The organism is Rubinisphaera italica (assembly GCF_007859715.1).
Taxonomy (GTDB): Bacteria; Planctomycetota; Planctomycetia; order Planctomycetales; family Planctomycetaceae; genus Rubinisphaera; species Rubinisphaera italica.
In genome coordinates this window covers 441,775-465,578 of record NZ_SJPG01000001.1, presented here as the reverse complement: position 1 = coordinate 465,578, position 23,804 = coordinate 441,775, and the positions used below count along the sequence as shown (strand labels likewise).

Annotated in this window: 26 protein-coding genes and 1 tRNA gene; 6 read left to right on the top strand and 21 right to left on the bottom strand. The window is 45.7% G+C overall.

Features of this window, described 5'->3' with window-relative positions:
• From hypD to Pan54_RS01820, 14 genes are all read right to left on the bottom strand, one after another.
• Positions 1-1,128, bottom strand: coding sequence for a hydrogenase formation protein HypD (hypD, locus tag Pan54_RS01885; protein ID WP_146501883.1), 1,128 nt, complete (start codon positions 1,126-1,128; stop codon positions 1-3).
• Positions 1,125-1,385: a HypC/HybG/HupF family hydrogenase formation chaperone gene (locus tag Pan54_RS01880; protein ID WP_146501882.1), complete on the bottom strand. Its 261-nt coding sequence runs from the start codon at positions 1,383-1,385 to the stop codon at positions 1,125-1,127. The genes hypD and Pan54_RS01880 overlap by 4 nt, the downstream gene beginning before the upstream one ends.
• A complete protein-coding gene (hypF, locus tag Pan54_RS01875) occupies positions 1,385-3,703 on the bottom strand; it encodes a carbamoyltransferase HypF (protein WP_146501881.1) in 2,319 nt (772 codons plus the stop codon). The genes Pan54_RS01880 and hypF overlap by 1 nt, the downstream gene beginning before the upstream one ends.
• 17 nt (positions 3,704-3,720) lie before the next feature.
• Positions 3,721-4,380: a hydrogenase nickel incorporation protein HypB gene (hypB, locus tag Pan54_RS01870; protein WP_146501880.1), complete on the bottom strand. Its 660-nt coding sequence runs from the start codon at positions 4,378-4,380 to the stop codon at positions 3,721-3,723.
• Positions 4,377-4,736, bottom strand: coding sequence for a hydrogenase maturation nickel metallochaperone HypA/HybF (locus Pan54_RS01865; protein ID WP_146501879.1), 360 nt, complete (start codon positions 4,734-4,736; stop codon positions 4,377-4,379). The genes hypB and Pan54_RS01865 overlap by 4 nt, the downstream gene beginning before the upstream one ends.
• Positions 4,729-5,250, bottom strand: coding sequence for a hydrogenase maturation protease (locus tag Pan54_RS01860; protein WP_146501878.1), 522 nt, complete (start codon positions 5,248-5,250; stop codon positions 4,729-4,731). The genes Pan54_RS01865 and Pan54_RS01860 overlap by 8 nt, the downstream gene beginning before the upstream one ends.
• 43 nt (positions 5,251-5,293) lie before the next feature.
• Positions 5,294-6,592, bottom strand: coding sequence for a Ni/Fe hydrogenase subunit alpha (locus tag Pan54_RS01855; RefSeq protein ID WP_146501877.1), 1,299 nt, complete (start codon positions 6,590-6,592; stop codon positions 5,294-5,296).
• Positions 6,585-7,388 (bottom strand): NADH-quinone oxidoreductase subunit B family protein, encoded by an 804-nt coding sequence (locus tag Pan54_RS01850; RefSeq protein WP_146501876.1) that lies wholly within the window; start codon positions 7,386-7,388, stop codon positions 6,585-6,587. The genes Pan54_RS01855 and Pan54_RS01850 overlap by 8 nt, the downstream gene beginning before the upstream one ends.
• 14 nt (positions 7,389-7,402) lie before the next feature.
• Complete coding sequence (locus Pan54_RS01845; protein ID WP_146501875.1) at positions 7,403-8,263, bottom strand: FAD/NAD(P)-binding protein; 861 nt, start codon at positions 8,261-8,263, stop codon at positions 7,403-7,405.
• Entirely contained in the window at positions 8,260-9,360 is a 1,101-nt protein-coding gene (locus Pan54_RS01840; RefSeq protein WP_146501874.1) for a 4Fe-4S dicluster domain-containing protein, read from the bottom strand. Before Pan54_RS01840 ends, Pan54_RS01845 begins: the two co-directional genes overlap by 4 nt.
• A gap of 49 nt (positions 9,361-9,409) precedes the next feature.
• On the bottom strand, positions 9,410-9,880 hold the full coding sequence (locus Pan54_RS01835) for a Crp/Fnr family transcriptional regulator (protein ID WP_165441530.1): 471 nt from the start codon (positions 9,878-9,880) through the stop codon (positions 9,410-9,412).
• A 207-nt stretch (positions 9,881-10,087) separates the two neighbouring features.
• Positions 10,088-10,921, bottom strand: coding sequence for a universal stress protein (locus tag Pan54_RS01830; protein WP_165441529.1), 834 nt, complete (start codon positions 10,919-10,921; stop codon positions 10,088-10,090).
• A 49-nt stretch (positions 10,922-10,970) separates the two neighbouring features.
• Positions 10,971-11,843: a universal stress protein gene (locus tag Pan54_RS01825; RefSeq protein ID WP_146501871.1), complete on the bottom strand. Its 873-nt coding sequence runs from the start codon at positions 11,841-11,843 to the stop codon at positions 10,971-10,973.
• A 55-nt stretch (positions 11,844-11,898) separates the two neighbouring features.
• Positions 11,899-12,363: a cytochrome c gene (locus Pan54_RS01820; protein ID WP_146501870.1), complete on the bottom strand. Its 465-nt coding sequence runs from the start codon at positions 12,361-12,363 to the stop codon at positions 11,899-11,901.
• Positions 12,364-12,432: 69 nt separating this feature from the next.
• Between Pan54_RS01820 and Pan54_RS01815 the strand changes: the two genes are divergently transcribed.
• Complete coding sequence (locus tag Pan54_RS01815; RefSeq protein ID WP_146501869.1) at positions 12,433-12,876, top strand: methyltransferase family protein; 444 nt, start codon at positions 12,433-12,435, stop codon at positions 12,874-12,876.
• A 115-nt stretch (positions 12,877-12,991) separates the two neighbouring features.
• Here Pan54_RS01815 and Pan54_RS01810 read toward each other — a convergent pair whose 3' ends face one another.
• From Pan54_RS01810 to Pan54_RS01790, 5 genes are all read right to left on the bottom strand, one after another.
• Complete coding sequence (locus Pan54_RS01810; protein ID WP_146501868.1) at positions 12,992-13,474, bottom strand: hypothetical protein; 483 nt, start codon at positions 13,472-13,474, stop codon at positions 12,992-12,994.
• Between the two features lie 162 nt (positions 13,475-13,636).
• Entirely contained in the window at positions 13,637-14,095 is a 459-nt protein-coding gene (locus Pan54_RS01805) for a hypothetical protein (protein ID WP_146501867.1), read from the bottom strand.
• The gene (locus tag Pan54_RS01800) at positions 14,088-14,372 is read right to left on the bottom strand and encodes a hypothetical protein (RefSeq protein WP_146501866.1); all 285 of its coding nucleotides are present in this window, start codon (positions 14,370-14,372) and stop codon (positions 14,088-14,090) included. Before Pan54_RS01800 ends, Pan54_RS01805 begins: the two co-directional genes overlap by 8 nt.
• Positions 14,373-14,622: 250 nt before the next feature.
• Positions 14,623-15,276 (bottom strand): response regulator transcription factor, encoded by a 654-nt coding sequence (locus Pan54_RS01795; RefSeq protein ID WP_207310021.1) that lies wholly within the window; start codon positions 15,274-15,276, stop codon positions 14,623-14,625.
• Positions 15,276-17,117, bottom strand: a complete 1,842-nt coding sequence (locus tag Pan54_RS01790; RefSeq protein WP_146501865.1) for a sensor histidine kinase — start codon at positions 17,115-17,117, stop codon at positions 15,276-15,278. Before Pan54_RS01790 ends, Pan54_RS01795 begins: the two co-directional genes overlap by 1 nt.
• A 537-nt stretch (positions 17,118-17,654) precedes the next feature.
• Here Pan54_RS01790 and Pan54_RS01785 point away from each other — a divergent pair.
• Positions 17,655-19,247: a bifunctional aminoglycoside phosphotransferase/ATP-binding protein gene (locus Pan54_RS01785; protein WP_146501864.1), complete on the top strand. Its 1,593-nt coding sequence runs from the start codon at positions 17,655-17,657 to the stop codon at positions 19,245-19,247.
• 138 nt (positions 19,248-19,385) lie between these two features.
• Entirely contained in the window at positions 19,386-19,655 is a 270-nt protein-coding gene (locus Pan54_RS26195) for a hypothetical protein (protein ID WP_146506278.1), read from the top strand.
• Here the strand turns inward: Pan54_RS26195 and Pan54_RS01775 are convergent.
• Together Pan54_RS01775 and Pan54_RS01770 are read right to left on the bottom strand one after the other, a co-directional pair.
• On the bottom strand, positions 19,638-20,234 hold the full coding sequence (locus Pan54_RS01775; RefSeq protein ID WP_146501863.1) for an amino acid kinase family protein: 597 nt from the start codon (positions 20,232-20,234) through the stop codon (positions 19,638-19,640). The genes Pan54_RS26195 and Pan54_RS01775 overlap by 18 nt on opposite strands.
• A gap of 122 nt (positions 20,235-20,356) precedes the next feature.
• Positions 20,357-20,746, bottom strand: coding sequence for a Rieske (2Fe-2S) protein (locus tag Pan54_RS01770; protein WP_242631192.1), 390 nt, complete (start codon positions 20,744-20,746; stop codon positions 20,357-20,359).
• Positions 20,747-21,076: 330 nt separating this feature from the next.
• Here Pan54_RS01770 and Pan54_RS01765 point away from each other — a divergent pair, with 330 nt between their 5' ends.
• From Pan54_RS01765 to Pan54_RS01755, 3 genes are all read left to right on the top strand, one after another.
• A complete protein-coding gene (locus Pan54_RS01765) occupies positions 21,077-21,442 on the top strand; it encodes a hypothetical protein (RefSeq protein ID WP_146501862.1) in 366 nt (121 codons plus the stop codon).
• Positions 21,443-21,755: 313 nt separating this feature from the next.
• Positions 21,756-21,844 (top strand) — tRNA-Ser (locus Pan54_RS01760).
• A 176-nt stretch (positions 21,845-22,020) separates the two neighbouring features.
• Positions 22,021-23,322, top strand: coding sequence for a tyrosine-type recombinase/integrase (locus tag Pan54_RS01755; RefSeq protein WP_165441528.1), 1,302 nt, complete (start codon positions 22,021-22,023; stop codon positions 23,320-23,322).
• Positions 23,323-23,804 lie beyond the last annotated feature (482 nt).

Below are 23,804 nucleotides of genomic sequence, written 5' to 3'. Positions count from 1 at the left end.
TTATCCATCGATCAATGGAGCCTTTTCTGACTGGGGCTCGTTGTTAATTCGGTAACGGTAATAAGCAGCACAGGCTCCTTCCGAGGAGACCATCGGCGCCCCGAGTGGGTGGGCGGGTTTGCATGACTTTCCATAGGCACTGCATTCCGGCGGCTTGATAAGCCCTTGTAACACTTCCGCACTCTGGCATACCGTTTCGTTCTGATTGACTGGAGAACGACTCCCAACAAAGCGACTCCAGGCGTCATATTTTCGATAGTTTGGTTTCAATGAGAGACCGCCTGCGGGAATGATTCCAATTCCCCTCCAGGATTGATCAACGATTTGATAAACTTCGTCAATCAATTTCATGGCATTGACATTACCACCATGCTTCACCGATCGGGGATAGCAGTTCAGTAGCCGAGGTTTTCCTTGCTCCAGCATATGCACGCATGACTGAATTCCCTGTAGCAGATCAATCGGTTCAAAGCCTGTGATGACGACAGGTACTTCATAGGTATCCACTAAATCCTGATACTCTTCCAGGCCCGTAATGGTGCAAACGTGACCGGCAGCCAGGAATCCCTGCAAACGCGACTTTGAAGATTCAAGTATGATTCGCATCGCAGGCAAAACACGAACATGGGAAACCAGAACGCTGAAATTATCCAGTCGTAATTGTTCCGCCTGCAGGACTGCCAACGCCGTTGAAGGAGCGGTCGTTTCAAAACCCACGCCCAGAAATACGACATCCAGATCCGGATTCAGGCGTGCGAGTTCTACGGCATCAACCGGGCTGTAAACTATCCGCACATCACCGCCGCTCGCTCGGGTTTGATTCAACGACTGTGCAGTTCCGGGAACTCGAAGCATATCCCCAAATGTAGTCAGTATGGTCGATGGCTGCAGAGAAATCTGTTGTGCGATGTCGATGATCTCAGCCGGTGTGACGCATACCGGGCATCCGGGGCCGTGAATCAATTCCACCACGCCAGTCAATTCAGATTCAATACCGTACTTGAGTAGATTATGAGTCTGCCCGCCGCAGACCTCCATAATCCGCCAGCGCTGCGTCGCCTGTTTTCGAATTTCAGATACGAGATTCCTGGCTGTTTGCGGATTTCGATATTCCGTCAGATACTTCATCCGCTTGTTCCTTCCTCTTGAATTTTGTCCGAGGGATCGAGACCTGAAAGATCGGTCTCGATGAGTGCTGCTTGCTCTGCGGAGATTTGTGTGATCGCGATCCCGGCATGGACAATCACAAAATCTCCAATCTCTGCATCAGGAACGCAGGCGAAATGACAGACCTTTTTCAGACCACCGAAGTCAACCTCCGCTTTCGCAAATAGTGGATCCTGGTCTAGCCAGCGAGTCACACGTCCAGGAATTCCCAGGCACATTAGACTGCTCCTACCGAATTGTGATCTGCATTTCGAGTCAGTCTCGCGACCGCTATTGCTAATTGACCCGCTGCCAGGCCTGCGTCATTCAGCGGAATAGAGACAGGACAAAAAACATTCCGATGATCCTGTTCCAGTTCTCTACGCAATGTCTCCAGTAAGATTCGATTCTGAAAACAACCTCCTGAGAGTACGATAGGATAGTCGGGGAAAAGACGACACATTTTTCGAATTCCCTGAACCAGTCCACGATGAAATCGACAAGCGATAACCGCAGGTGCAGTGCCTGCGTCAATATCATGTACGATTTGTCGAATCGCAGTTTTCCATTCGAGTTGAATTCTGTGATCAACAGTAGATACCTTAAATCGATAAGGTGTCTGTACGGAATCACAATTCTGAGCTAAGGCTTCCAGAATCATGGGAAACTGACCTTCATAGCTCGATTCCGTACGACGAGTGATCAGTGCAGTGATTCCATCGAACAAACGTCCCATACTCGAAGTCCGCGGTGAAAGATGTTGTCTGCCTGTTATTTGAAGGATATTCTCTGCACTATTGTCAGGGAATATCTGACGTCCAATCTTACTTGCGGCTTCTGCTTCCATTGCCGATTCCAGCAACGAAATCGCAATACGCCAGGGACTGAGAATTGCAGCGTCCCCCCCCGGAAGTGAGAAAGGGGCGATATTTCCAACCCGGATGTAGTCAACTGCAGTGGTCAGCAGGAATTCACCTCCCCAGACCGTTGCATCATCTCCCAGCCCGGTTCCATCAAAAGCAAGCCCTAAAACGTTCTCGTCTAACAAATTATGCTCAAGCATTCCTGAAACAATGTGCGCATGATGATGTTGAACACCGATGAGCGGCTTCCCCTGACGAGTCGCCCATTTGGTGGAATAATATTCCTGGTGAAGATCGTGAACGATGTATTCGGGATCCATTTGATACAGAGTCTGCAGTTCTGCAATTTGCTGTTCGAAGTATGTTCGGTTTTCCAGTGTATTGAGATCACCAATATGAGGGCTCAAAATTGATTGAGATCCATTCGAGAACGCGATTGCATTCTTTTGTTCTCCGCCAACAGCGAGGATTTGCATCTGGGTAGAAATCGGGAGTTTCAAAGGGGATAGCCCACGACCGCAACGGATGGTGACCTGTTGTCCGCTGGCAATACGAACGACGCTATCGTCAATCGGCCTGACAATTTCTCGATTGTGATGGAGAAAACAATCAGCGATATCAGCCAGTTCCGACCGAGCCTTGGACGGGACGCTCTCGATTGGCTTGCCTTCGACATTTCCGCTTGTCACGATCAACGGGACATTCACAAGACGACACAATTCCTGGTGGACAGGAGTGGTCGGAAGCATCACGCCTATTGTCCCTACAGGACCTGTCACCTCTCGAGCCAATCTGTTCCTGGCGAGTTGATTCAACAAAACAATCGGATTACGGCTATCCGCCAATATCTCCCGTTCAATCTGATTCAAACTGGCAAGGTGTTCGGCTGCATTGAGCGATTGAACCATGACCGCAAAAGGTTTCGATTCCCTCTTCTTTCTCTGTCGTAATCGTTGAACAGCAGCTAAATTCGTACCATCCACCAGTAACTGGTAACCGCCTACACCACATAAACCGACAATGTCTCCTCTCTTGATATCCTCTACCGCAAGTTGAATCATCATATCATAATTAAGTTCGACAAATTGTCCTGATTTTTCGTACCAGTATTTCGGGCCGCAATCTTGACAGGCAATTGTCTGTGCATGGAAACGACGTGAAGATGAATTCGTATAATCCTCTCGGCAATTGACGCAGAGATCATAATCTTTCAGACTCGATTGCTCTCGCTCAAAAGGCATCCGTTTAATAATCGAATACCGCGGCCCGCAACTGGTACAGGAAATCATCGGATAGCGATATCGGGCATCATCCGGCGACGAGTATTCGTGTTGACATTGGTCACATGTTGCCAAGTCAGCTGGAAGAATTGTCTCTAACCGGCCGGTTGCAATACTTTCAAGAATGCGGAACTCCGTATTTCCGGTTGCTTCACATTTGATTTCCTGACGACTTGTAATCTTTGCGTCTGTCGGGAAATGTGAAGAAAGCTGATCGCGAAATTCATCCACATCTGACGGTGATCCTTCAACCACGATCAACAAACCAGTCAGTTGGTTACTCACAGAGCCACTCAGATGATGCATTTGAGCTAATCGAGCAACGGCTGGGCGCATCCCGATCCCCTGAACGATTCCATTCAGGATGATTCGATGAGCGACAACGTTCTGAAGTGTTGAATCAGGAGATAACATCGATGTTGCTTATTTAATTATTTCTGAATCTTACGAAGTTGACGGACCAGGAATTCACACCATTCGTCAACTCCAGCCAGGGTTTGTGAACTGGTCGTCAAAAAGTCCAGTTCAGGTTGAATTCTCCGAGCATCCTCAACAGCTGAGGAAACGTCAAAAGGAACATACGGCAGCAGATCAGATTTCGTAATGACCATTGCCTGACTGGTTCGAAACATCTTCGGGTACTTTCCTGGCTTGTCATCTCCCTCTGTCACACTCAGAAGCGTTACCCGCAGATGTTCACCCAAATCGTGGGAGGCTGGACATACTAAATTTCCCACATTTTCTATGAACAGAATATCGAGATCCGATTGATTCAAACGCTCATATCCACTTTCCACCAGCGGGATTTCCAGGTGGCATGCTCCCCCTGTGGTTAATTGCTGTACCGGAACGTAAGGCTTGAGCCGTTCTGCATCACGATCAGTGGCCAAATCGCCAACAAGCACAGCCAGGCGATACTCATCCCCGATTTTCGTGGCCGTTCTTTGAAGCAGACTGGTTTTCCCGGCTCCGGGCGATGAAACAAGGTTTACAACGAGTGTTCCCTGATCTGACATTCGTTGGCGAAACCGATTCGCTTGTTCTTTAAGATCAGCTTTCAGATCGCGGTTTACGGTAATTGTCTGATTCATGCATTCACTCCAACTTCACGCAATTCAATATCGATAATTGTTAATTCATCTCCGGCAGTAATCCGGACCTGTTGTGAATTACATCGTGGACAACAAAACTGATAATTCGTAATGATGATCTTCTGCTGGCAATTCTCACATTTTGCCTCAAGAGGAATTTTTTGGATTTCCAATTTAGCCTGTCGTCCGATTTTCTCGGGGGCCAGATCACGAAACGCTAACTCAACCAGAGTGCACTCGACCCCGGAAAACTCTCCTACAGCGAGTCGAATCATTTCAATCGCTCCTCCCCCGTTTGATCGAGCAATTTCTTGAACCTGCCGTAGCAATGAACGAACGACTGAATACTCATGCATCAAACTCACCTACTCTATTGAATTGAGGATTTTGTAATCCCCGAGTGTGAGGTTCAATTTCATTACGCTGCAGTAACTCGGCAACATCCTTGGCTGCTGATAAGACCTGGGGGCTCATGGAACTGAGCGGTTCCCAGTTCTTGCCTGTCACCGTCCAGATATGAATCTTCATCAAATCCGGAAATGTTTCCGTAGCCAATTCCAGTGTCCCGGTCAGACTGGAAGCATGGGAACTGGCAGGAATTCGTTGCAGTTCCGGTAATTGAGGCCAGGTGTAGCAGGCGATTTCGCCAGGCTCATGAGAGGTTTCAGAATTGGCATCGCAAATGATCAGGTGTGTAATCGTATCAAGATGATTGAGCAAAGCCTGTGAATGTGTGATTTTCTTCAGTCGCACATCACACCCTTGCAGCCGATCGATGACCTCCCAGCCGAACTGATCATCCCCATGTGAACTTCCAAGTCCAGCGATCAGCATAGTCGGTTGTCGAGATTGTTTCCGAATTTCACTCATTACATTTTCTCAAATCACTATGTTTATTTTTCGCGACTTTTCATTACTCCACACGTTCAATCGAGAGTTTAAGGAAATGAGTCGCACAACTGATGCAGGGATCGTAGGATCGAATCAATCGCTCACATGCCTGAGCCACCTGATCATCTTCCATCGATAGTAAGGGGGGAAGATAATCCCTTAAGTCGTTTTCAATTTGTTTCTGATTTTGTGATGTCGGAGGAATAATCGTCGCATGTTGAATCAGGCCAGCATCGTCAATTTCATAACGGTGAAACAAAGTGCCGCGAGGAGCTTCTGTCGCGGCCATGCCAACTGCGGCTCGTGGTTGATAGGGTATTCGCGATTCGGATGGTCGTTGATAGTTCCTGCAGATCTCCAGTGCTTCTTCGAATGCATGCACGACTTCCAAACCACGTGCCAGTATCGATTGAAACGGATTGTTACAGGGCCATTGGATATTCACACGATCTGCAAGTTCGCGAGCATTGGGGTGGAAATTGTCTCGACTGTGGTTGATGCGAGCCAGCGGTCCGAACAGACAACTTGTTTGACTTTCTATTTTATGAGCCTGCAAGGCCGTTGAATGCGGAACCTGATATTCACAGATCACCTGCTCGTACTCTTTCACATCGAACGACTCTCCTTTGCTTGAGCCCATGGTATCTCCAAACCAGGGATATTCACTCGAGTTGCTAATCGAGATCAAATCGTAATTGCATACAAAGTCTGGAAAGTTGAAGCCGGAAATCCAATGAGTCGTCTCAATCGCTGCCTGAAGTCCCCATTCCAGCTCAGGAATCAAACTCTGCAACTCGTCGAGAGCAGGCGTGCGATAAAACCCTCCAATGCAGACATTGACAGGATGAACCGAACGTCCCCCCAGGACTTCGAGAATCTGATTACCAATTTTCTTGAGTCTGAGCCCCCGTTTAATTTCGTCAGGAAAGTGTTTTCCCAATTCCAGTCCACTGGAGTAGCCAAAGAAATCAGGAGCCTGCAACAAATGCATATGCAGGCAATGGCTTTCAATCCATTCTCCACAGTAGAGCAACTTCCGAAGTTGATGAATTTCGGTTGGGATCTCAATTTCGAGAGCTGCCTCAATCGCACATGCGGAACTCATTTGATAGGCCACAGGGCAGATTCCACAAATTCTGGCAGTTAAGTCAGGGACATCTTCCAGAGGGCGGCCCCGCAAAAAGGCTTCGAAAAACCGCGGAGATTCATAGATATTCAACTCAACACGATCGATGACATTGTTGTTCAAGCTGACATGCAGTGCCCCTTCTCCCTCAACACGCGTCAGGGCGCCAACACGAATTGTGCGAGACTCACTCATCAGACTCTCCTTCGGCCGAGTCTTGCCTCTTAAGTTGTGCACCTGTCCGTGCAAATTCTGGAGCTTCTGCGTTCACGTTCAGAAAGAGTGGAATCAACTCAGCTGATGCGTGCCCGTCTTTAATCAGCCAATCTGTTAAGCCATCTGTATTCGTTTGATGACAAGGCCCGAAGCAGCCATAACAGCCACGATGAAATCGAGGACAAATGGCTCCGCATCCAGCTTGCGTGAGCGGCCCCAGGCAGGGGATTCCCCGAGCGACACTCACGCATACGATATTTTGCAGTTTGCAGTCCCGACAGACGGAGTGATCTGGCACGCTGAATTTGCGATGGTGAAGTTTATCGGAAATGATTTGCAAAAGTTGCCCGGTGTCGACGGGACAACCTCTCAATTCAAAATCAACGGAAACGTGGTTGGAGATTGGAGTTGACGTTGCCAGTGATTGTAAATACTCGGGATGTGGGTAGACCAGTTTCATAAACTCGTCATGATTGGCTCCATTGCGTAACGCCTGAATCCCTCCTGCTGTTGCACAGGCTCCAATCGTGACAAGTGTGTCTGTTTGCCTACGAATCTGTTGGATACGATCCAGGTCTTCAGGAGTCGAAATCGATCCCTCAATCAAAACCAGATCATAAGGTCCGGAGTCGATACGACTGCTCGCTTCTGGAAAGTGCGCAAACTCGACCAACTCAGCCAGTTCCAGCAATTCTTCTTCCGCATTAAGTAGTGAAAGCTGACATCCATCGCATGAGGCGAATTTGAAGATTCCCAGCCTTAATTTTTCCGGCATCGATTCTCCTCGATTCAGAGTTCTGGAATCTTCATTAATTCTTTGACTTGATTATACCGGAAAACCGGTCCATTCGTACAAAGAAAGTAGGACCCTAATTGGCATCGCCCACAATGTCCGATCGCACAATTCATATGACGCTCAAGACTGAAGAAAATCTGATCTTCAGGAATTCCTCGTTCGATTGCCGCAAGAGCAGAATAATTCATCATCACTTCGGGGCCACAGCACATCACGATGGCGGCGTTGGGATCTGAGAGCTCGATGTGGTCCAGTAAACTCGGCACAACTCCAATATTTCCCTGCCAACCGGTTGTCGAGTGATCGACTGTGGTCAGAACTTCAAAGCCTGAAGACCGCCACTGATCATATTCTGCTGAATACAAGAGAGAGTCCGGACTGCGTCCACCTATGAGTATGGTCACTTTCGAAAAACTACACCGCGATTGTCTCAATGATTCAATAACAGAACGCAGTGGTGCCATTCCAATGCCTCCACCAATCAGAATGAGGTGCTTCTCCTCCAAATCCCGTAACGGCCAACCGTTTCCATACGGTCCTCGACACCCGAGTGTTTGCCCTAACTCCAATCTGAAAATCGCATTGGTGACATTACCAGCCTGACGAATCGTATGCACGATGTTTCCGGTATTTTGCGATAATCCACTTGTAGAAATTGCTGCTTCTCCATATCCAGGAATATAAAGCATATTGAACTGCCCAGGTCTTGCGGCGTATTGCTGTCCAACCGCGGAATCGACGAAAGAAAATTCAAAAGTCTCGACGATTGGTATTTCCTTCTTTCTTGAGACCAAACGAATTTCATGAAGTTTCCAGGCAGAGTTGGAAGTCGGAACCGATGCCTCCCGATTCATGGTTCCTCCTCACAAAGGGCTGCGACTTCCGCCGTCAAATCGATACCGACAGGACACCAGGTGATACATCGACCACAGCCAACACAACCAGATTCACCAAATTGATCGTGCCAGGTCGCCAGTTTATGGGTAAGCCATTGTCGATATCGACTACGTGTATCGTTTCTGACAGGTGTTCCATGCAACTTGCTGAAACCAGGATTGAAACAGGAGTCCCAGGTTTTACGACGATCGACTCGTTCCTGATTCAAATCAGGAACTTCTTCAACATGACTGCAAAAACAGGTCGGGCATACCATCGTGCAATTTGTGCAGGAGAGACAACGATTCGCAACATCTTTCCAGTGGGAATGCTCAAGTTGACCCATTAACCGATTTCGCAAATCGGTTGTGTCCATTGTTTTTTTTATTTGTTCTGTAGCGTGATCAGAGATCGACTCTGACTCAGAAAGTTGTTCCTCAGTCGCAGTCGGAAATCCCAACGGCGTCACAATTTCATTTCCATGTGAACTACCAATCTCTATCAGGAATCCATCGGACAGTTCCGTCAACGCAATATCAAATCCCGACTTGCACTTAGGTCCTGTATTCATCGAGGTGCAAAAGCAATTCGCAGAAGGCACGGCACAGTTAACGGCTACGATGAATGAAGCTTTTCGTCGATTCTGATAGTTTTTGTCAACGTATGCCCCCTCCAGAAACACTCGATCCTGAATACGCATCGCTGCCAGTTCGCAGGCTCGAACTCCCAGAAACGCATAGGATTCGCCTTCGTCGACATGATCTTCGAAAACCCATCCATCCTGAGACTTGATCGATGTTGAGATCAACTGCAATGGAGGAAACAGATATCTCTTCCAGGAGTGTGGGCCAACGGCATAGTCGAAGAATCGCTGATTCCCTGTATGTTGAAGTCGATAATATCCCGGTTTCTGTTCATCAGTGTATCCGCGTGGCATGTCATCAATCGATTGAATTTCAGCATAGACGATGGCTTCCTGATCAATGGTCGGAGCAATCACTCGATAGCCCGAATGCATCAATTGCCTTAAAAGGTCGGGGAACTGATCCATGCGAAAATATTGAAAGTCGTTCATGAAATTAAGTCTGAGATAAAACTAAGTGATAAGAGAATTGCACTCTGCTTCAGGTGACTTTAGGTTTCACAGCAGAATCGACGTCTGGAGGGAGAAACAGATCAAGCAGCTGTAGCCGAGTGGCCATTAATCGACGAGCAAATATGCAGGCGATCTCTTTCATAAACTGGTATCCGAAATCATGGTCAATTTCGCAATAGTCTTTTAACTCATCTGCCTGAAAAACAATCAGCTGAGTCTCTGTCAGCGTCGTTGCTCGTAGTGACATCGGTCGAGTTGAAATAATTGGGGAACATCCCAGAAATTCTCCATCACTCAAGGTTAACAATTCGATAAATTTTCGCCCTTGCACAAACGTGTCCAATAAGACATTCCCTTTGACAATCAGATAGACGGAGTTGTGATACTCTCCCTCCCGGAACAAACAGCAATTTCCGGCGACGGTTTTAGGTTCTCCCATTGAGATAATCTTGGACATCATCTTTTCAGAGAGGTTTCTGCCAAACGATAATTGATCCATTATTGATGGTCTTTCAATCATTCATCCCTGTCAAACAGCGTGTCATTTCTTAGATTTCACTTTACAATCAACCGCGTTTCATCTTTTTGAGACAGTATCATTACTGCAGTTTGCAGTTTACTGGAGTGGCTATTGATGGTTTGAGTCCTATTTTTCCAGTCATTCACCCGCTGCACATTCATGGAAACGGCTATAGAACTTCAACATTCACCTGATCACTAACACGGAACAGGAAGCATGTTCGGCGATATGATAAGCTGTGCTACCGAGCATATGTTCGATTAACTTATTATGTCCATGATGGCCAAGCAAAATTAAATCGGCGTTCCAGGTCACGGCAGCATTCAGGATGGTTTTATCAATATTGTCGTCTTCAATTACTTCCGTTTCTACACGACGTAATTTTGTTGTCATTTCTTTGTCGAGCCGTATCCTTAAAGCGTCGAGTTCACCATAGGTGGCATTCGCTATCGCCATTTTTTTCATATGGTCAGTCTGAGACTCCATCACATTGAGGAGCATTAACTCGACGGGGATCCGCCAGTTAGTCGACTCAATCCACTGCACTGCAGACTCTGCGGCTCGGGATCCATCGTAGGGAAACAGGATTCGCACAACTTCCCTGGAATCGACTTCAGGAAATTTCTTTGCGATCAGCACCGAGCAGTTTGCCTGCTTGACAAGATGACTGGACACATTTCCCAACAGCAGAGAATCGATCTTGCCAAGGCCCCGGTCTCCAGCGACCAGAAGTGTGGCCCCTCCCACCTCGGCTTCCTTCATCAGCGTCTTGGATATCTCTCCTTCATGTCGCTTCGTTTCCACATTCCAGTCTTCAACCTGGAATTCTCTTTGGATCGCTTCCAGCTTGAGGTCAGCCTCGTTCTGAAGATCTGATAATACACGACAACTGTGATCTCGCAGGGCATCAATCACGCAAACGATTTCAATGGGATCACTCGTAGGATAAAAGAATCTCCTCAGAAACTTCCCTGCGGCTTTAGACTGTTCCGATCCATCGTAGGCAAGCAGAATCTTCATGGACATTTCCTGTTTGTGTATGAGTTTAACAAGGAGAACTCACACCTGATTAACGGACGATGATCACAGAACAGAGTGCGTGTTCCGCAACGCGATACGCGACACTTCCGAGTAGATACTGTGCTACGGCCCCGTGCCCCTGATGTCCCATCACAATCAGATCCGGCTTCCAGACGTCACTGGTCTGGAGCAGTTCTTCTGCGACTTTCTGGCTTTGATGAAGTTGCGTCTCCACGGAAGCGGCCGTTGCTTCTAAATCGACTTTGACAGATTCTATCGCCTGTTGACTGGCTTGAACTTCGTCATCCCAGCCAGCCGAGGCATGTTGAATCGCATCCATATTGAAGGCTTCGACCAGTTCGATGACGCGAACTATCAGCACTTCGATCTCACTTTTCCAGGGATAACTTTTCAGGAACTCAACAGCCTTTTTCGAGTCGTCAGAACCATCATAAGCAAGCAGGATCCGCAGTTTTTCTCCTGCAGGTTGAGTAGAACCACGGTGTATCATAACCGTACATTCGGCATGCCTGACAATTTTGGAGGACACACTACCCAGTAGAAATTTTTCAAAGCCAGATTTACGCTGCGAACCGACGGCAATCACATCCGCGTTTAACGATTTTGAATTGGCAATAATTTCTTGTGCAGGCAGCCCTTCAACGAGGTGAGAGCTCTGCTGCCAATTGGCTTCATTAAACTTTGTCGTTGAATTCTCCAGAGCAAGAGCAGCCTCTTTCCGCATAGATTCATGCATTTCAGCGGCGATGAACATGCTTTCGTAACCGAAACTCCCATAATGTGGTGGATAAATGACGGATACGATTTCAGCGATCGCTCTGTTTGAATCTGTGATGTTGATTAGAAAGTCTTCATTCGCCAGAGCAGCCTCTGATCCATCGTGAGCAAGTAGGAATTTCATCGTTCGGATTCTTTCATCATCAGTATTCGGTACGATTGACCAATTTATTCTTCGCCTAGTTTTCACGAATATGGCGATGGCATTCAATACACTTCATTGTCAACTCCATCCATTTCAGTGTCGATTTATCGAGTTTGCCTTCTTTGGCCGTTTCCACCAGCCCGAGTGCGTCGCGTTGAAATTCATTCGTATATTGGCGATATTCCTCATCATCTGAGTACAGCCATTTTTCGACGGTACTCATTTTATATAACTTCTCTGCTCCACTGCCGATCAGAAGAAAATCCTCATTACTGAGTCCTTCTAAAATATCAGACGAGGCTTTCAATTTAGCTCTCATGAAGCTTCGACGTAATTCTACATCTTCATCTGAGGAGTTTTCTGACAAAGGACGAAGACCAGATGATTCTTTCGTCTTCTTGAGAGGTTCACTGGAATGGAGTGGAGATACCATCAGCAGTCCGCAAAGTGTGATCAATGCGTATTGACTGTTAACGGCCAGCGAGCGTATTGGAACCATGTTTCTACTCCTGTTTGTGTGGGCTCAGATTGTCGTAAAGCATTCAATTTGAATAGAAAATAAATACACATGAAAAATTGGGATTGGAAAATTCATATGCTGGTCATATTGCAGTTTGGATTGTCCTCGGTAATTGTTTTGTCGACTCCGTTGCCAAAACTAACAATCTGGAATGGACTGGGCATGATTTCTGGTTTCATACTTTTCCTCTGGTCAATTGCGATCATGAAACTTCATAACCTTTCAGTTGGACCCGATCCTCATCCCAATGCCAAACTTGTCACAACGGGACCTTATCGAATATTACTGCATCCGATGTATACCGGTCTGTTATTCCTCACAGGGAGCACCTTAAATTTTGAAGCTCCTTACTGGAGGCTGCTTATGTGGTTTGCTCTTGTCAGTGTCTTGAATTTCAAAGCTCGTTATGAAGAAATATTCATGCAGGAACGATTTCAGGAATACGAACAATTCAAAAAATCCCGATGGAGATTCCTGCCCTATCTCTATTGATTTAAATAGAAAGACTCTCTTGCTTTTAACCTGCCAAACAGACGGGTAGCGAACTTTTTATTTCCGAAAACAGAAATGCATACTGACCACTCCTTAATGCTATGATCCTGCCTCTTTACTCTGCGACAATCAGCATGGCTCTAACATGGCGATGACACTCAATGCACTTCACGGTGACGTCCATCCATTTCAATGTCGATTTATCTAGATTCTTTTCGTTGGCAGCCTCAATCATATCCTGAGTCGTTCGTTGGAATTCGGAACTGAACTGACGGTAAATAGTATCGTTAGAATATCTCCACTTTTCAGCCGTGCTCATTTGGTTGAGTTTCGTGGCACCATGTTTTATGAGTGGATAGTTTTCGGTCGTGAGCCCTTCCAGAATATCGACTGAGGCTTTCAATTTTGCAATCATAAAGCGATGAAGCTCTTTTTCCTGTTCTTCTTCAGCCAGTTCCGCTTTATCCTCATTAGATTTTGTTTCTCGTCTGTCTGAAGGAGGATTTTCTTCACAATGCGTGATCGTTGTATACAATAAGAGTAGTGCCGTAAAACCAGCAAGAAACAGGACACGACGACCGCAAATGGATTTACTCACTGCTTTACTCCCTTGAACATATGATAATTGTTTATACAGTTCCAGCTTTTATTCCCACTGGATAAATTCTCCGACAGCTGATCAGCCTGGAATCGCTTAAGAGGCTATGCAAAATACCAAATACCGACTTTCATCTCCAAATAACATAGTTGACGAAGGCTATTATTGCCGTTGAATTTGTTCGTCCTGAAATTCAACTGCAGCGGTAATCATGTCCTGCTCTGCAACTTCGTGTACTGCAATTTGATCAATAATGTCATCAAACTCATCCCAGACGGAAGCCCAGTTTCGGAATCGGTGAGTCCCCGATTCCAGACGCTCGATATCATCTGCCAGACGTTCCAGAAAAACGGTATGCTCCTCCAGAATCTGACCATATTGTGCCTGATTGATACGAGCTCCTCGCTTGATTAATGATAGCAAAAAGAATTGCTCCTCAACAAAGTGATTTGCGAGTAAGCTTCGAAATTGAGACAGTTTTAAACTCATCTCTTCATACTTTGGTCCTTGCCCGTACTGATTCACCTCATCCCAGAATGTTTTCAATTCGTTGATGGCTTCATGAATTTCTTCATGGTGAAATGATTGGGGGACTTCCTCTTGGATACGATTATTATTCATGTCCAGCTCCTTTCAGCACATGTGGTTTCCGATCCACTGCAATGCGATCGATAATAGTTCGATGAGAATTTTCTAAAAATATCAACTTAAGTGCCATTTGCTTCTGATAGTAACTGCTTACCGTGCCACTGACCGTTAAGTCGAGTGAATCCTCAGGTATCTGGACACTCAATTCTCGTCCGCCAACAATTAAAGTGCGTACGCTGTTAGCTCGACGCCCCGGAACACAGTTCGAAAGAGACTCTTTTTTGTCGAAATGATTCCTCCATGCTTCCATGACATTCCTCATTGTTAAAATTGATCAGTTTCGGCTCTTTTGAAGCGGCAGTATTCCTCACTGAATATAAGTTAGCGAGCCAGTTAAATTCTGGCTGTCTTGGAAACAGGCGTCTGTTTGTCGGGAAATTCGCCACAAGCAATGGCGATGAAGAAATCGATAATTGTGTTCGCACAAAGCGAGCATTATCATCTGGCCCAAAGACAACTGTGGATCAAGAGCATTGCTGGATTGCTCAGATCGGTTTTTATCAAGTTCGTTCCAAAACCCATTGAGAAGCCTGGCGAATCAACTCGGACATGGAATGACAGTCGAGCTTTTGTTTAATCCGTGCACGATACGTTTCAATCGTGCTGGGACTCAAATTCATGGCATCAGCGATCTGTAAAGTCGTTTTCCCCAAACCGATTTGCTCATAAACCTGAAGTTCTCGATTCGACAAAGCTTCTTCCGGTCGACTTTGCAATCCTGATTGCCCCATGACGATACGATGTAGCAATACGGATGACATTTCTGTTGAAAGATAGATCTTGTCATCGAGCACGGCTCGAATGGCATCAATAATATTATCGGTCGCAGCCTGCTTATTAATGTATCCCCGGGCACCAGCACGCAGGGCTCGATCTGCATATAGATCTTCCTCGTACATCGACCAGACGAGAAATCGAACGAACTCATTTTCCGTTTTCGCTTTCTCAATGAGGTCGAGTCCGTTTCCTGTTTTCAATGAAATATCCACAATGGCCAGATGAGGCTGAGTCCGAATAATTAATTCCAGACCATCTGCAACATCCTCCGCCTCTCCGCAAACCTCCAGATCCTTTTCCAGGGAGATCCGTGTCGCCAGGCCGTCTCGAACGGCAGGATGATCGTCAATTATTGCAATTTTCTTTTTATGCATCATTATACATTCTTATCTTTCATTGATGCTGCGGAAATTATGCACTTAACCAGTGTACCGCCAAATTCCGATCCCTCAAAACTAAGCCCACCTCCCATACGATTTGCCCTGTATCGCATAATCCTGAGCCCCAGTCCGCTTCCCTCACTTTCCTGCAGTCCAATCCCATCATCTTGAATCATGAGAATGATATTCTCTTCAGTCTGGAGAAGCTCAATCACGATATACGTAGCCTGAGCATGTTTAATAGCATTTGTAGTGGCTTCCTCAGCAATTCGGTACAACTGATTAGCAACGATATTGTCTTCGAGAAAGACAGGAGATGGGCACTTGAATTCACAACTGATTTTGTGATTTTCCCTTATTCTCGAAGAGATTGAATTTAACGCAGCCATCAAACCCGCGGCATCAATATCAACCGGATTGAGTCCTTTACTTAATAGCCGAACCTTTCTGAGAGCTTCGCTTGTACCACGTGCAATTTTTTGTGCCAATTGCAATTGCTTCGCATCGGCTCCCTGAAGTGAAACCGCCAGGCTCTCTGCCAGCATCGCCATGCCTGTTAATTCCTGTCCGACAACGTCGTGAAGGTCCTGACCAATTCGTCGCTGTTCCTCTGTGGCAATTTCAAGAACTTCTCTTTCCAGTCTCCTCTGCTCTGTCACATTAACGCCGGTACAAAGCAAGGCAACTACCATCCCTGTGCGGGATGTCATTGGCACCGTTTCCCACTCCACAATCAATCGTTCTCCTGTCTGAGTTAACAAGATTGGACACAATTCCCTTGTCGACTGCCCGGAAATCGCATTGGTGAAGCTAGTTTGAAAATGTTGATGATCAGTTGCATGGATAAACAGTTCGCCAAAATCTTTATTCTTGGAATCTTTGAGTAGACGTCCTGTCAATTGCTCAAAGCACGAGTTGAATTGCAGGATTTTTTTATTTGGGTCGAGCATGAGAATAATACTTCGGCTTGTTGAAATAATTTTCTGATTTAAATCATGCTCTTTTCTGAGGAGTTCCTCGCTGCGTTTTCTCTCTGTTAAATCTCTGACAATTCCTGTGAAAAGACGTTTGTGATCTACCTGATTGATGGCAATTTCAGCTGGGAATACGCTTCCATTTTTCCGTTTGGCGATGACTTCCCGCCCAACTCCAATCACCTTGGTAATACCGGTTTCGAGAAAATTTCTCAGGTATCCGTCGTGTTCTTCGTGATAGGGAGAAGGCATGAGGATATTGATATTTTGTCCTAATAATTCCTCGGGCTGATACCCAAAAATTGCTTTAGCCGCCAAGTTCAAATCCTGAATGATTCCACGATCGTTAATCGTAATGATCGCGTCTTCTGCAGAATTAAGGATGGACCTCAACGTATCCTCAACGATTTCCTTCTCAGTTCTTGTTTTCTCATAATTAGAAACATCACTCAAAATCTGAATGAAACATTTAATTTTCAGATTCTGATCCCGCACAGGAATCAAGGTAATCTCATTCCAGAACAGCCGACCATCTTTGCGATAATTACGTAAGACCACTCGACATTCACGTCCATTATCAATCGCCCAGAGCAGAGTTTTAATCCCGTGCTGTTCCTGATCATTGCCCCAAAGTGAATCCGGAGAATGATTCAGTAACTCCTCTAAGCCAAAACCGGACATTTCAATAACTGACTGATTCGCATAGATAATCGGACATCCTGGTAAATGAGGATCAATAATCAGGATCCCGAACGCGGATCGATCCAGACTCTGCAGCAACCATTGCACATTCGGCTGATCATCAGCAAAAGTACGACGCAACAAAGAAAAAGAATCCGCGTTCTTATCAGCGGGGTTGTTCATTGACTCTCCTGAGAGTTCTTTGAAGTGTGGTCAGACAAGGGCAGTAAATGAATAGTATGCAGAGAGTGCGATTTTATCCGTGTGGCAAAAGTCACTACACAAAGAATACGACTTCAATGATAGTTGTGGCGTCTCAGACTGATCATAATCTCTATTATGGAGGCTACGGTCAACGGCAGTGGCTGGTAAATATTATGAGACTCGAAAGAATGATCCGATTTACTTCTCAGGATTAAAATGCCATTCTTACATCGATTCAAAGGGTTCAGCAGAAATGGGGAATGGATAAAGACTACCTGTCCTGCAGTGACGGTATTCCCTGTTAACTGTGTGACCTGCTGAACCCTTTGTTCTAACATTTAATTTCCGACATCAGCGATACAAGTTTCAAGAGCATTGATGCAGCACCGATAAACGCTTCCCTTATTCATCAGACCTCTTTAGTTGAGACTGCTGTTTATGATTCGACTAACAGTTGATTAAAATATTGCAGACATACTGCTACATAAATGATGAGCCCCATAGAAAGGATGCGAAATGCTCAACATCCACGCTCTACTCGACGCTGATGCATTTGAGCACCCTGTTGAAGATCTGCAATTGATCGAAACCCATTCCGCCTGGGTCATCCTGACAGGAGAATACGCTTATAAAATCAAGCGACCAGTGGATCTGGGGTTTCTCGATTTTTCTTCGCTAGAGAAACGAAAATTCTTTTGCGAACAGGAAATTGTTCTCAATAGCCGTCTAACTCAAGATCTGTATATTAAAGTCGTCCCAATCACCAGATGCGTTGACCATTATAAGTTTGAGGGTCGTGGAGAAACGGTTGAATGGGCGGTGAAAATGCACCAGTTTCCGCAGTCCGCGTTATTCAGTCATTTGATCAACGCAGGAGAATTGTCCGAAACTCAAGTTGACGCACTCAGTCAGAAAATTGCAGCCTTTCACCGCGAAACCAAACAAGCCCAGAGCCAGGATGACTACGGCGGTTTTAATAGCATCTCCCAGGCAGCTATTAATAATTTTGAGGTATTTGAACCGAACTCTCCCTATTTACAGTGGGACGCGAAAGTTGTCTCACTTCGACAATGGACAGCTGACTCATTGAAGACATCCGAATCAGTCTTTAAGAAGCGAAAGAGGGACGGTATGGTTCGTGAATGTCATGGCGATCTCCATTTGAATAATATTATCTGGAGGAATCATCAGGTTGAAATCTTCGATGGAATTGAATTTAATCCCCATCTTCGCTGGATCGATGTGATCAATGACCTGGCTTTTTGCCTGATGGATCTTGAGGCGAATGATCGTCCCAATCTGGCAAATCGCCTCTTAAATAATTATCTGGAACACACCGGAGACTACGATGGCATTCAGATTCTCCGCTTTTACATGGTTTACCGCGCCATGGTTCGGGCCAAAGTCAACCGCATTCGACTATCGCAAAATCACGAGGATGATGTCCATTCTCCATCGGCTCAACTCTGCACGAAATACTTGAATCTCGCAGCTGCTTTCAGTCAGCCATTCTCTCCCAGATTGGTCATCATGCACGGATTGTCCGCCAGTGGTAAATCTTCCATTTCACAGTCACTGGCAGAATTCAGTGGTGCGATTCGCATACGTTCTGATGTCGAGAGGAAACGAAAGTCGCCTGACAGTTATCAAAATGAGTCTGCAGTCAGACTGTATTCGCAAGATCACAACAACAAAACTTACACACGGCTATTAGAATTATCCCAAACGATTCTAAACTCGGGTCATTCAGTCATTGTTGACGCGACCTTTCTTAAAGAACAATATCGAGTTCCCTTTTTGAATCTGGTGAAAGACAGCAAGATTCCATTTGCTATTCTATCCTGTACTGCCTCTGAGGCTGAGTTACGCCGCAGGCTAGAGAAACGCAGCCTGCAAAGGAATTCGATTTCTGATGCAGATGGAAGAGTGCTGACCCAGCAAATCGAATCTCAAGATCCTCTGAGTCCTGAAGAGGAATTCTATGCATACCGGATCGATACGGAAAGAATTCAGGGAATGACTCAAGTCCGTCAATTCTGGGAAATCTTTTCTAGAGCAAATTCAAAAATTACCTGCAGCGATCAGCAGGAGCAAACACATCGTTTTTAGGACATTTGATGTCCATGCGACTGCAGATACCATTTGGAAATGGTCTAATGCCTGTCATGCTAAAATGAGTCGTACTTGTTAATTCCAGCTGTACTCAGCAAGTGGCATTATTTTGAAAGTGAATTGTGGAAGGCATGGATGACCGGGAATGACTGCAAACGATCATCAATCAACTCCAGAATCGTACATAGTGGATTCAGTTTTGAAATGCACGGGTTTTGGTTTCGAACAGTTCGTGTGGCGATTTCAAAGGTCTTTCGCTCCGCTATGTCGGGGATTTGTAACGACCGGCCCGAGCTTGCTCAAACGGAATTGCCTTTGACGGCTCGCATCGATGTCTTGCCAGTTCGTGGAGCAGACCTACAACTGTTCGACCAATGGTATAGTGAATTAGCTCTGATCGTATGATCGTAAATTCTCCCAGCTGATACTTGGGTTGAAATTCAATCGCTTTAATAATCGAGGGAATTCGGCATCGATCAATTCCAGCTCCGCAATTTCATTCCAGTCCCATATTTCCGGCAGGTCGACCGACTTGAGTAACATCAATCTCGAGATCCCTAGCTCGGCACTCAACCAGAGTGCGATAGAATCGCTCGTTGTCTGCCAATGATGCGGAAGTCGGGTTGTTGAGTCCGGCTCGAGTGTCGCAATCCACTGACCAGGTAGAATGATGGGAATCTTTTTGTAATTGAGCAGGTTTAGACAAGAGATTGAAGAGTCGCAGAGCTGACTGTTGGGAAGTAGCTGGAAGAGGAGTCTGGCAGTCAAGTCCAGAGATGCAATAGCCAGACGATGGGACGCCTCTTCCCCCAATTGATAGAGTTCGTCCCAGCGACGCACGACGTCAGTCGTTTTTCCACCACCAACAATCAGAATTGGTGAAGGGATGCCATCAAGAAATTGCGATAAACGAACGGGAAACTCAAGCCATTCCAGCAGGCTGCCACCAATCTTGATGAGTGTCGATTCTGAGAATTCCGTCATTGGGCAATTACGATTCTGTCACTTTTTAAAGTCGTAAATCCAGTAAAGCAAGAGAACAGACTGCATTACCGCTATTGGACAACTCGACAAATGACAGGTTGATAGTCTGCCATGCACATATATTATTGATCTCGGGGGATCCCAATCTGGATTTCTTCACCAAGGATTCGCACCGGATAGGTTGGGCAGCGTAAAGGAGATTTTGGAGAATCGGCCCAGGCTCCATCGCACAAGCGAAATTTCCAGGCATGCCAGGGGCACATCACAACACCATCTTCCACATAGCCGCCGGTTAATTGTGCCCCCTGATGTGGGCAGAAATCGCTGATTGCAAAATGTTTGCCATTCGAATGAAACAGCCCGATCACATGCCCATTTAAACGCAGACTGATTCCTTTTCCTTCACCCACTTCGCCCACTTGAGCGGCATGCATAAAGTCGTAATTCTCATCGGTTGGTTCATTCAGATCATTCATGAGAGCAGTATAAAACGCATCTGGAAGTGAAGGCAATGCTGCGAAGTTTCTCTGCCAAAACGCTGCTTTTTGTGTGTCAGCTGCGGAAGTGAATCAATCGCATGCTACTGATAAAGGACCACTTTGAAATGAAATCGAAACCAGGGAGAGATCCCCATGTATTCTTGCTTCATGAAATCTCAGCATTGGATGTTGAAAACAATTATTACGGGATACTCATCCTCAATGTTCGCACAAGACTCCTTAGCACTCCCCAACTGGTAGCGAAAGACTCACGATTTCAATACGAAATGCCATCCTTGGGTTCCGCCAACCACATTGGAAGAGCGGGAAACACTGAAGCATAGCATTCTGGTCTCTCAGGAATTGTGGCCAATCCTGAAGATCGACTCAAAAAACACCGCAACCGCTGCGATGTTCGCCCCCAAACCACTCGCCATGGTCGGAGCCGATGGCTGGACTGTTCAACTGATCTCGCGAGGCTATCCGGAATTCAAGCACAACGACACTCATATTACACAGACGCAAATGAAGTCAGTCAGAATCATTTTGGCTGGCCGTGATGATGATGATGTCGCGTCCGAGTTGCTGGTTCCATATCAACTTTTAGATTTTGTTACCACAGCCGATGCCGATTTTTCCACTGGATCATTGAGAGCAATCACATCAGTGAATGTCCCCTTTTCCTTCCCGGTTAAAATAATATGGTGGAATTTCCGGGCTGACCATTGATCAAACCGTGAGAAGAACTCGTGATTCGTAGAGTTTCTGACCAGCAGCAAGAAAAACTGATCGATCTTCAGAACGCTGGCAAGGGTCGTATTACGTTCAGGCCATGCTAAGATTGATGAACCTGACTGAACACCCTAAAGATTCCAGTGTCAGGAGAGTAATCCCAAAAATTTCAATGATTAGTCATGTTTTGACGTTCAATAAGCCGAAATCAATAGAATTCAATGAATCTGTCAACATTCATAATTCGTGATTTCACTACAAATCCAAGCCTTGCAAAGACATACACCAGATCGCTAGAATGCGCTCTCTCGGAGAGATGGCTGAGAGGCCGAAAGCGCCGGATTGCTAATCCGGTAAGGGTCGAAAGACTCTTCACGGGTTCGAATCCCGTTCTCTCCGCTTAAACGCTTATGAATTAGGCTTTTACGTCAAACGTCCTGCCCTGTCGGTAGGACGTTTTTTCGTTGGCATATTGCCTGTCCGCATGGCTTTTCGTGCGGCTTCGTGCAAATACTGTGCGGACAAAAACGGAAACGATGGTCGTTCTAACTGTCAAACTGACGGAGAACGATCTAATGAGAGTCTGGAAAAAGAACAGCGTAAAGTATGTCAATAACGGTAAAAGATGTTCGAAAAACGAACTGGGAGCGATTAAACAAACAATCCCGTCCAAACGGTTCTACGGAACATTAAAAACGTTTGACGGAACAACGAAGCAAATACCGCTTACCGAAGATCGTAAAACGTCTGAGAGTCTTCTGAGACGATTACAATCTGAAGCCGACCATAAACGTTCAATCGGATATACGGTACAAGACGACAAACGGAACAAGCCGTTAACCGATGTTCTAGACGAATATATTGTCTACCTGACCGCAAAAGGCAATTCCGAAGAATACATTCGTCTTTGCGAAAGCCGTTTACGGAAACTGTTCTTCGGTGGATCGAAAAAAGATAAAATGGATAAAACGAATAAAACGATCCGACGAACAACGAAATCGGCTTCAAGAGATAAAACGGATAAAACGGATAAAACGAACCAACGATCAAAAGAGAACGGACAAAAAGATAAAACGGATAAAACGATAAAACGATTGAACGATCTCAACGTGAACGAAGTTCGTTCTAGTCTTCAACAAATGAACCTTTTGGGTATCTCAACAGGAACGATCAACCATTACGTTCGAGCCGTCAAATGCTTTACGGGCTGGCTTCTCCGTGAACGGTATCTGACTTCCGATCCGTTTATCGGATTGCGTGGTCAGAATTCGAAAGCGGATAGACGGAAGGTGAGAAGACCGATAACCGATGATGAGTTCAAACGTTTGGTATCAGATACCCAAAAGGTTTGTAAATGTTATCGTGGAAACGATTGGCATTTCCGTTCTTCTGATCGCATCATGCTTTACCGTCTAGCGATCTCAACAGGATTGCGGGCAAAAGAGATCGCATCGTTAACGATACACGATTTCGATTTAACGACTAAGACGGTTCGTTGTAAGGCTTCGAATACGAAGAACGGAGAAGAAGCGGTACTGCCGCTATCCGATTCGTTGTGCGTCCATCTAAGAACGTATATCGATCAATTGAAAACAGATAAGCTATTTCCGGGTTCGTGGGCGGAAAAACGAATGGGCGGTAAGCTGTTGAAGCGTGACCTGAAACGGGCTGGAATACCGTATGAGACGAAAACGGGAAGTCTAGACTTCCACTCATTACGTTATACATTCATCAGTAATCTAGCAAAAGGAAATGTGCATCCCGCAAAAGCACAACGGCTTGCAAGACATTCGACGATAGCATTAACGATGGACGTTTATACTCAACTCGATATTAACGATCTACGATCCGCTGTGGATGTTCTCCCGACCATTTAGTTCGGATCACTGATTAGATACCCAAAAATAAAATTGATTAACCAATAGAAGCCGATTCCGTTTTACGGGTCGGCTTTTTTCGTTGTTCGTACTATCGTTTTATCCGTTCTATTCGTTTTATCTCTGTTCGATCATTCGGAACGAATCGTTGTTTCGTTCAATCGTTTTATCCGTTTTATCCGTTCAATCTCTGATCGTTGAAACCGCTTCTAGAATTCGTCATGCGTTTTATTCGTTTTATCCGTTTTATCTCTGATCGTGACCGTAGGGGGGCAAAATTCTAGAGAATGACCGATCCGACGATCAAATCAGTCACGTGTATATTTTTCGGGGCTTTTTTCCGTGGTAAACGTATGGGTAAAGACCGTGGAGAATACCCTAGAGAAAAACCTAGTAAATACGGGCATTATTTATTCGTTATTCTGATATACAACAAGAAATGTTCAGATGTATAATTTAGAATTATTTCTAGAATTTTTTGA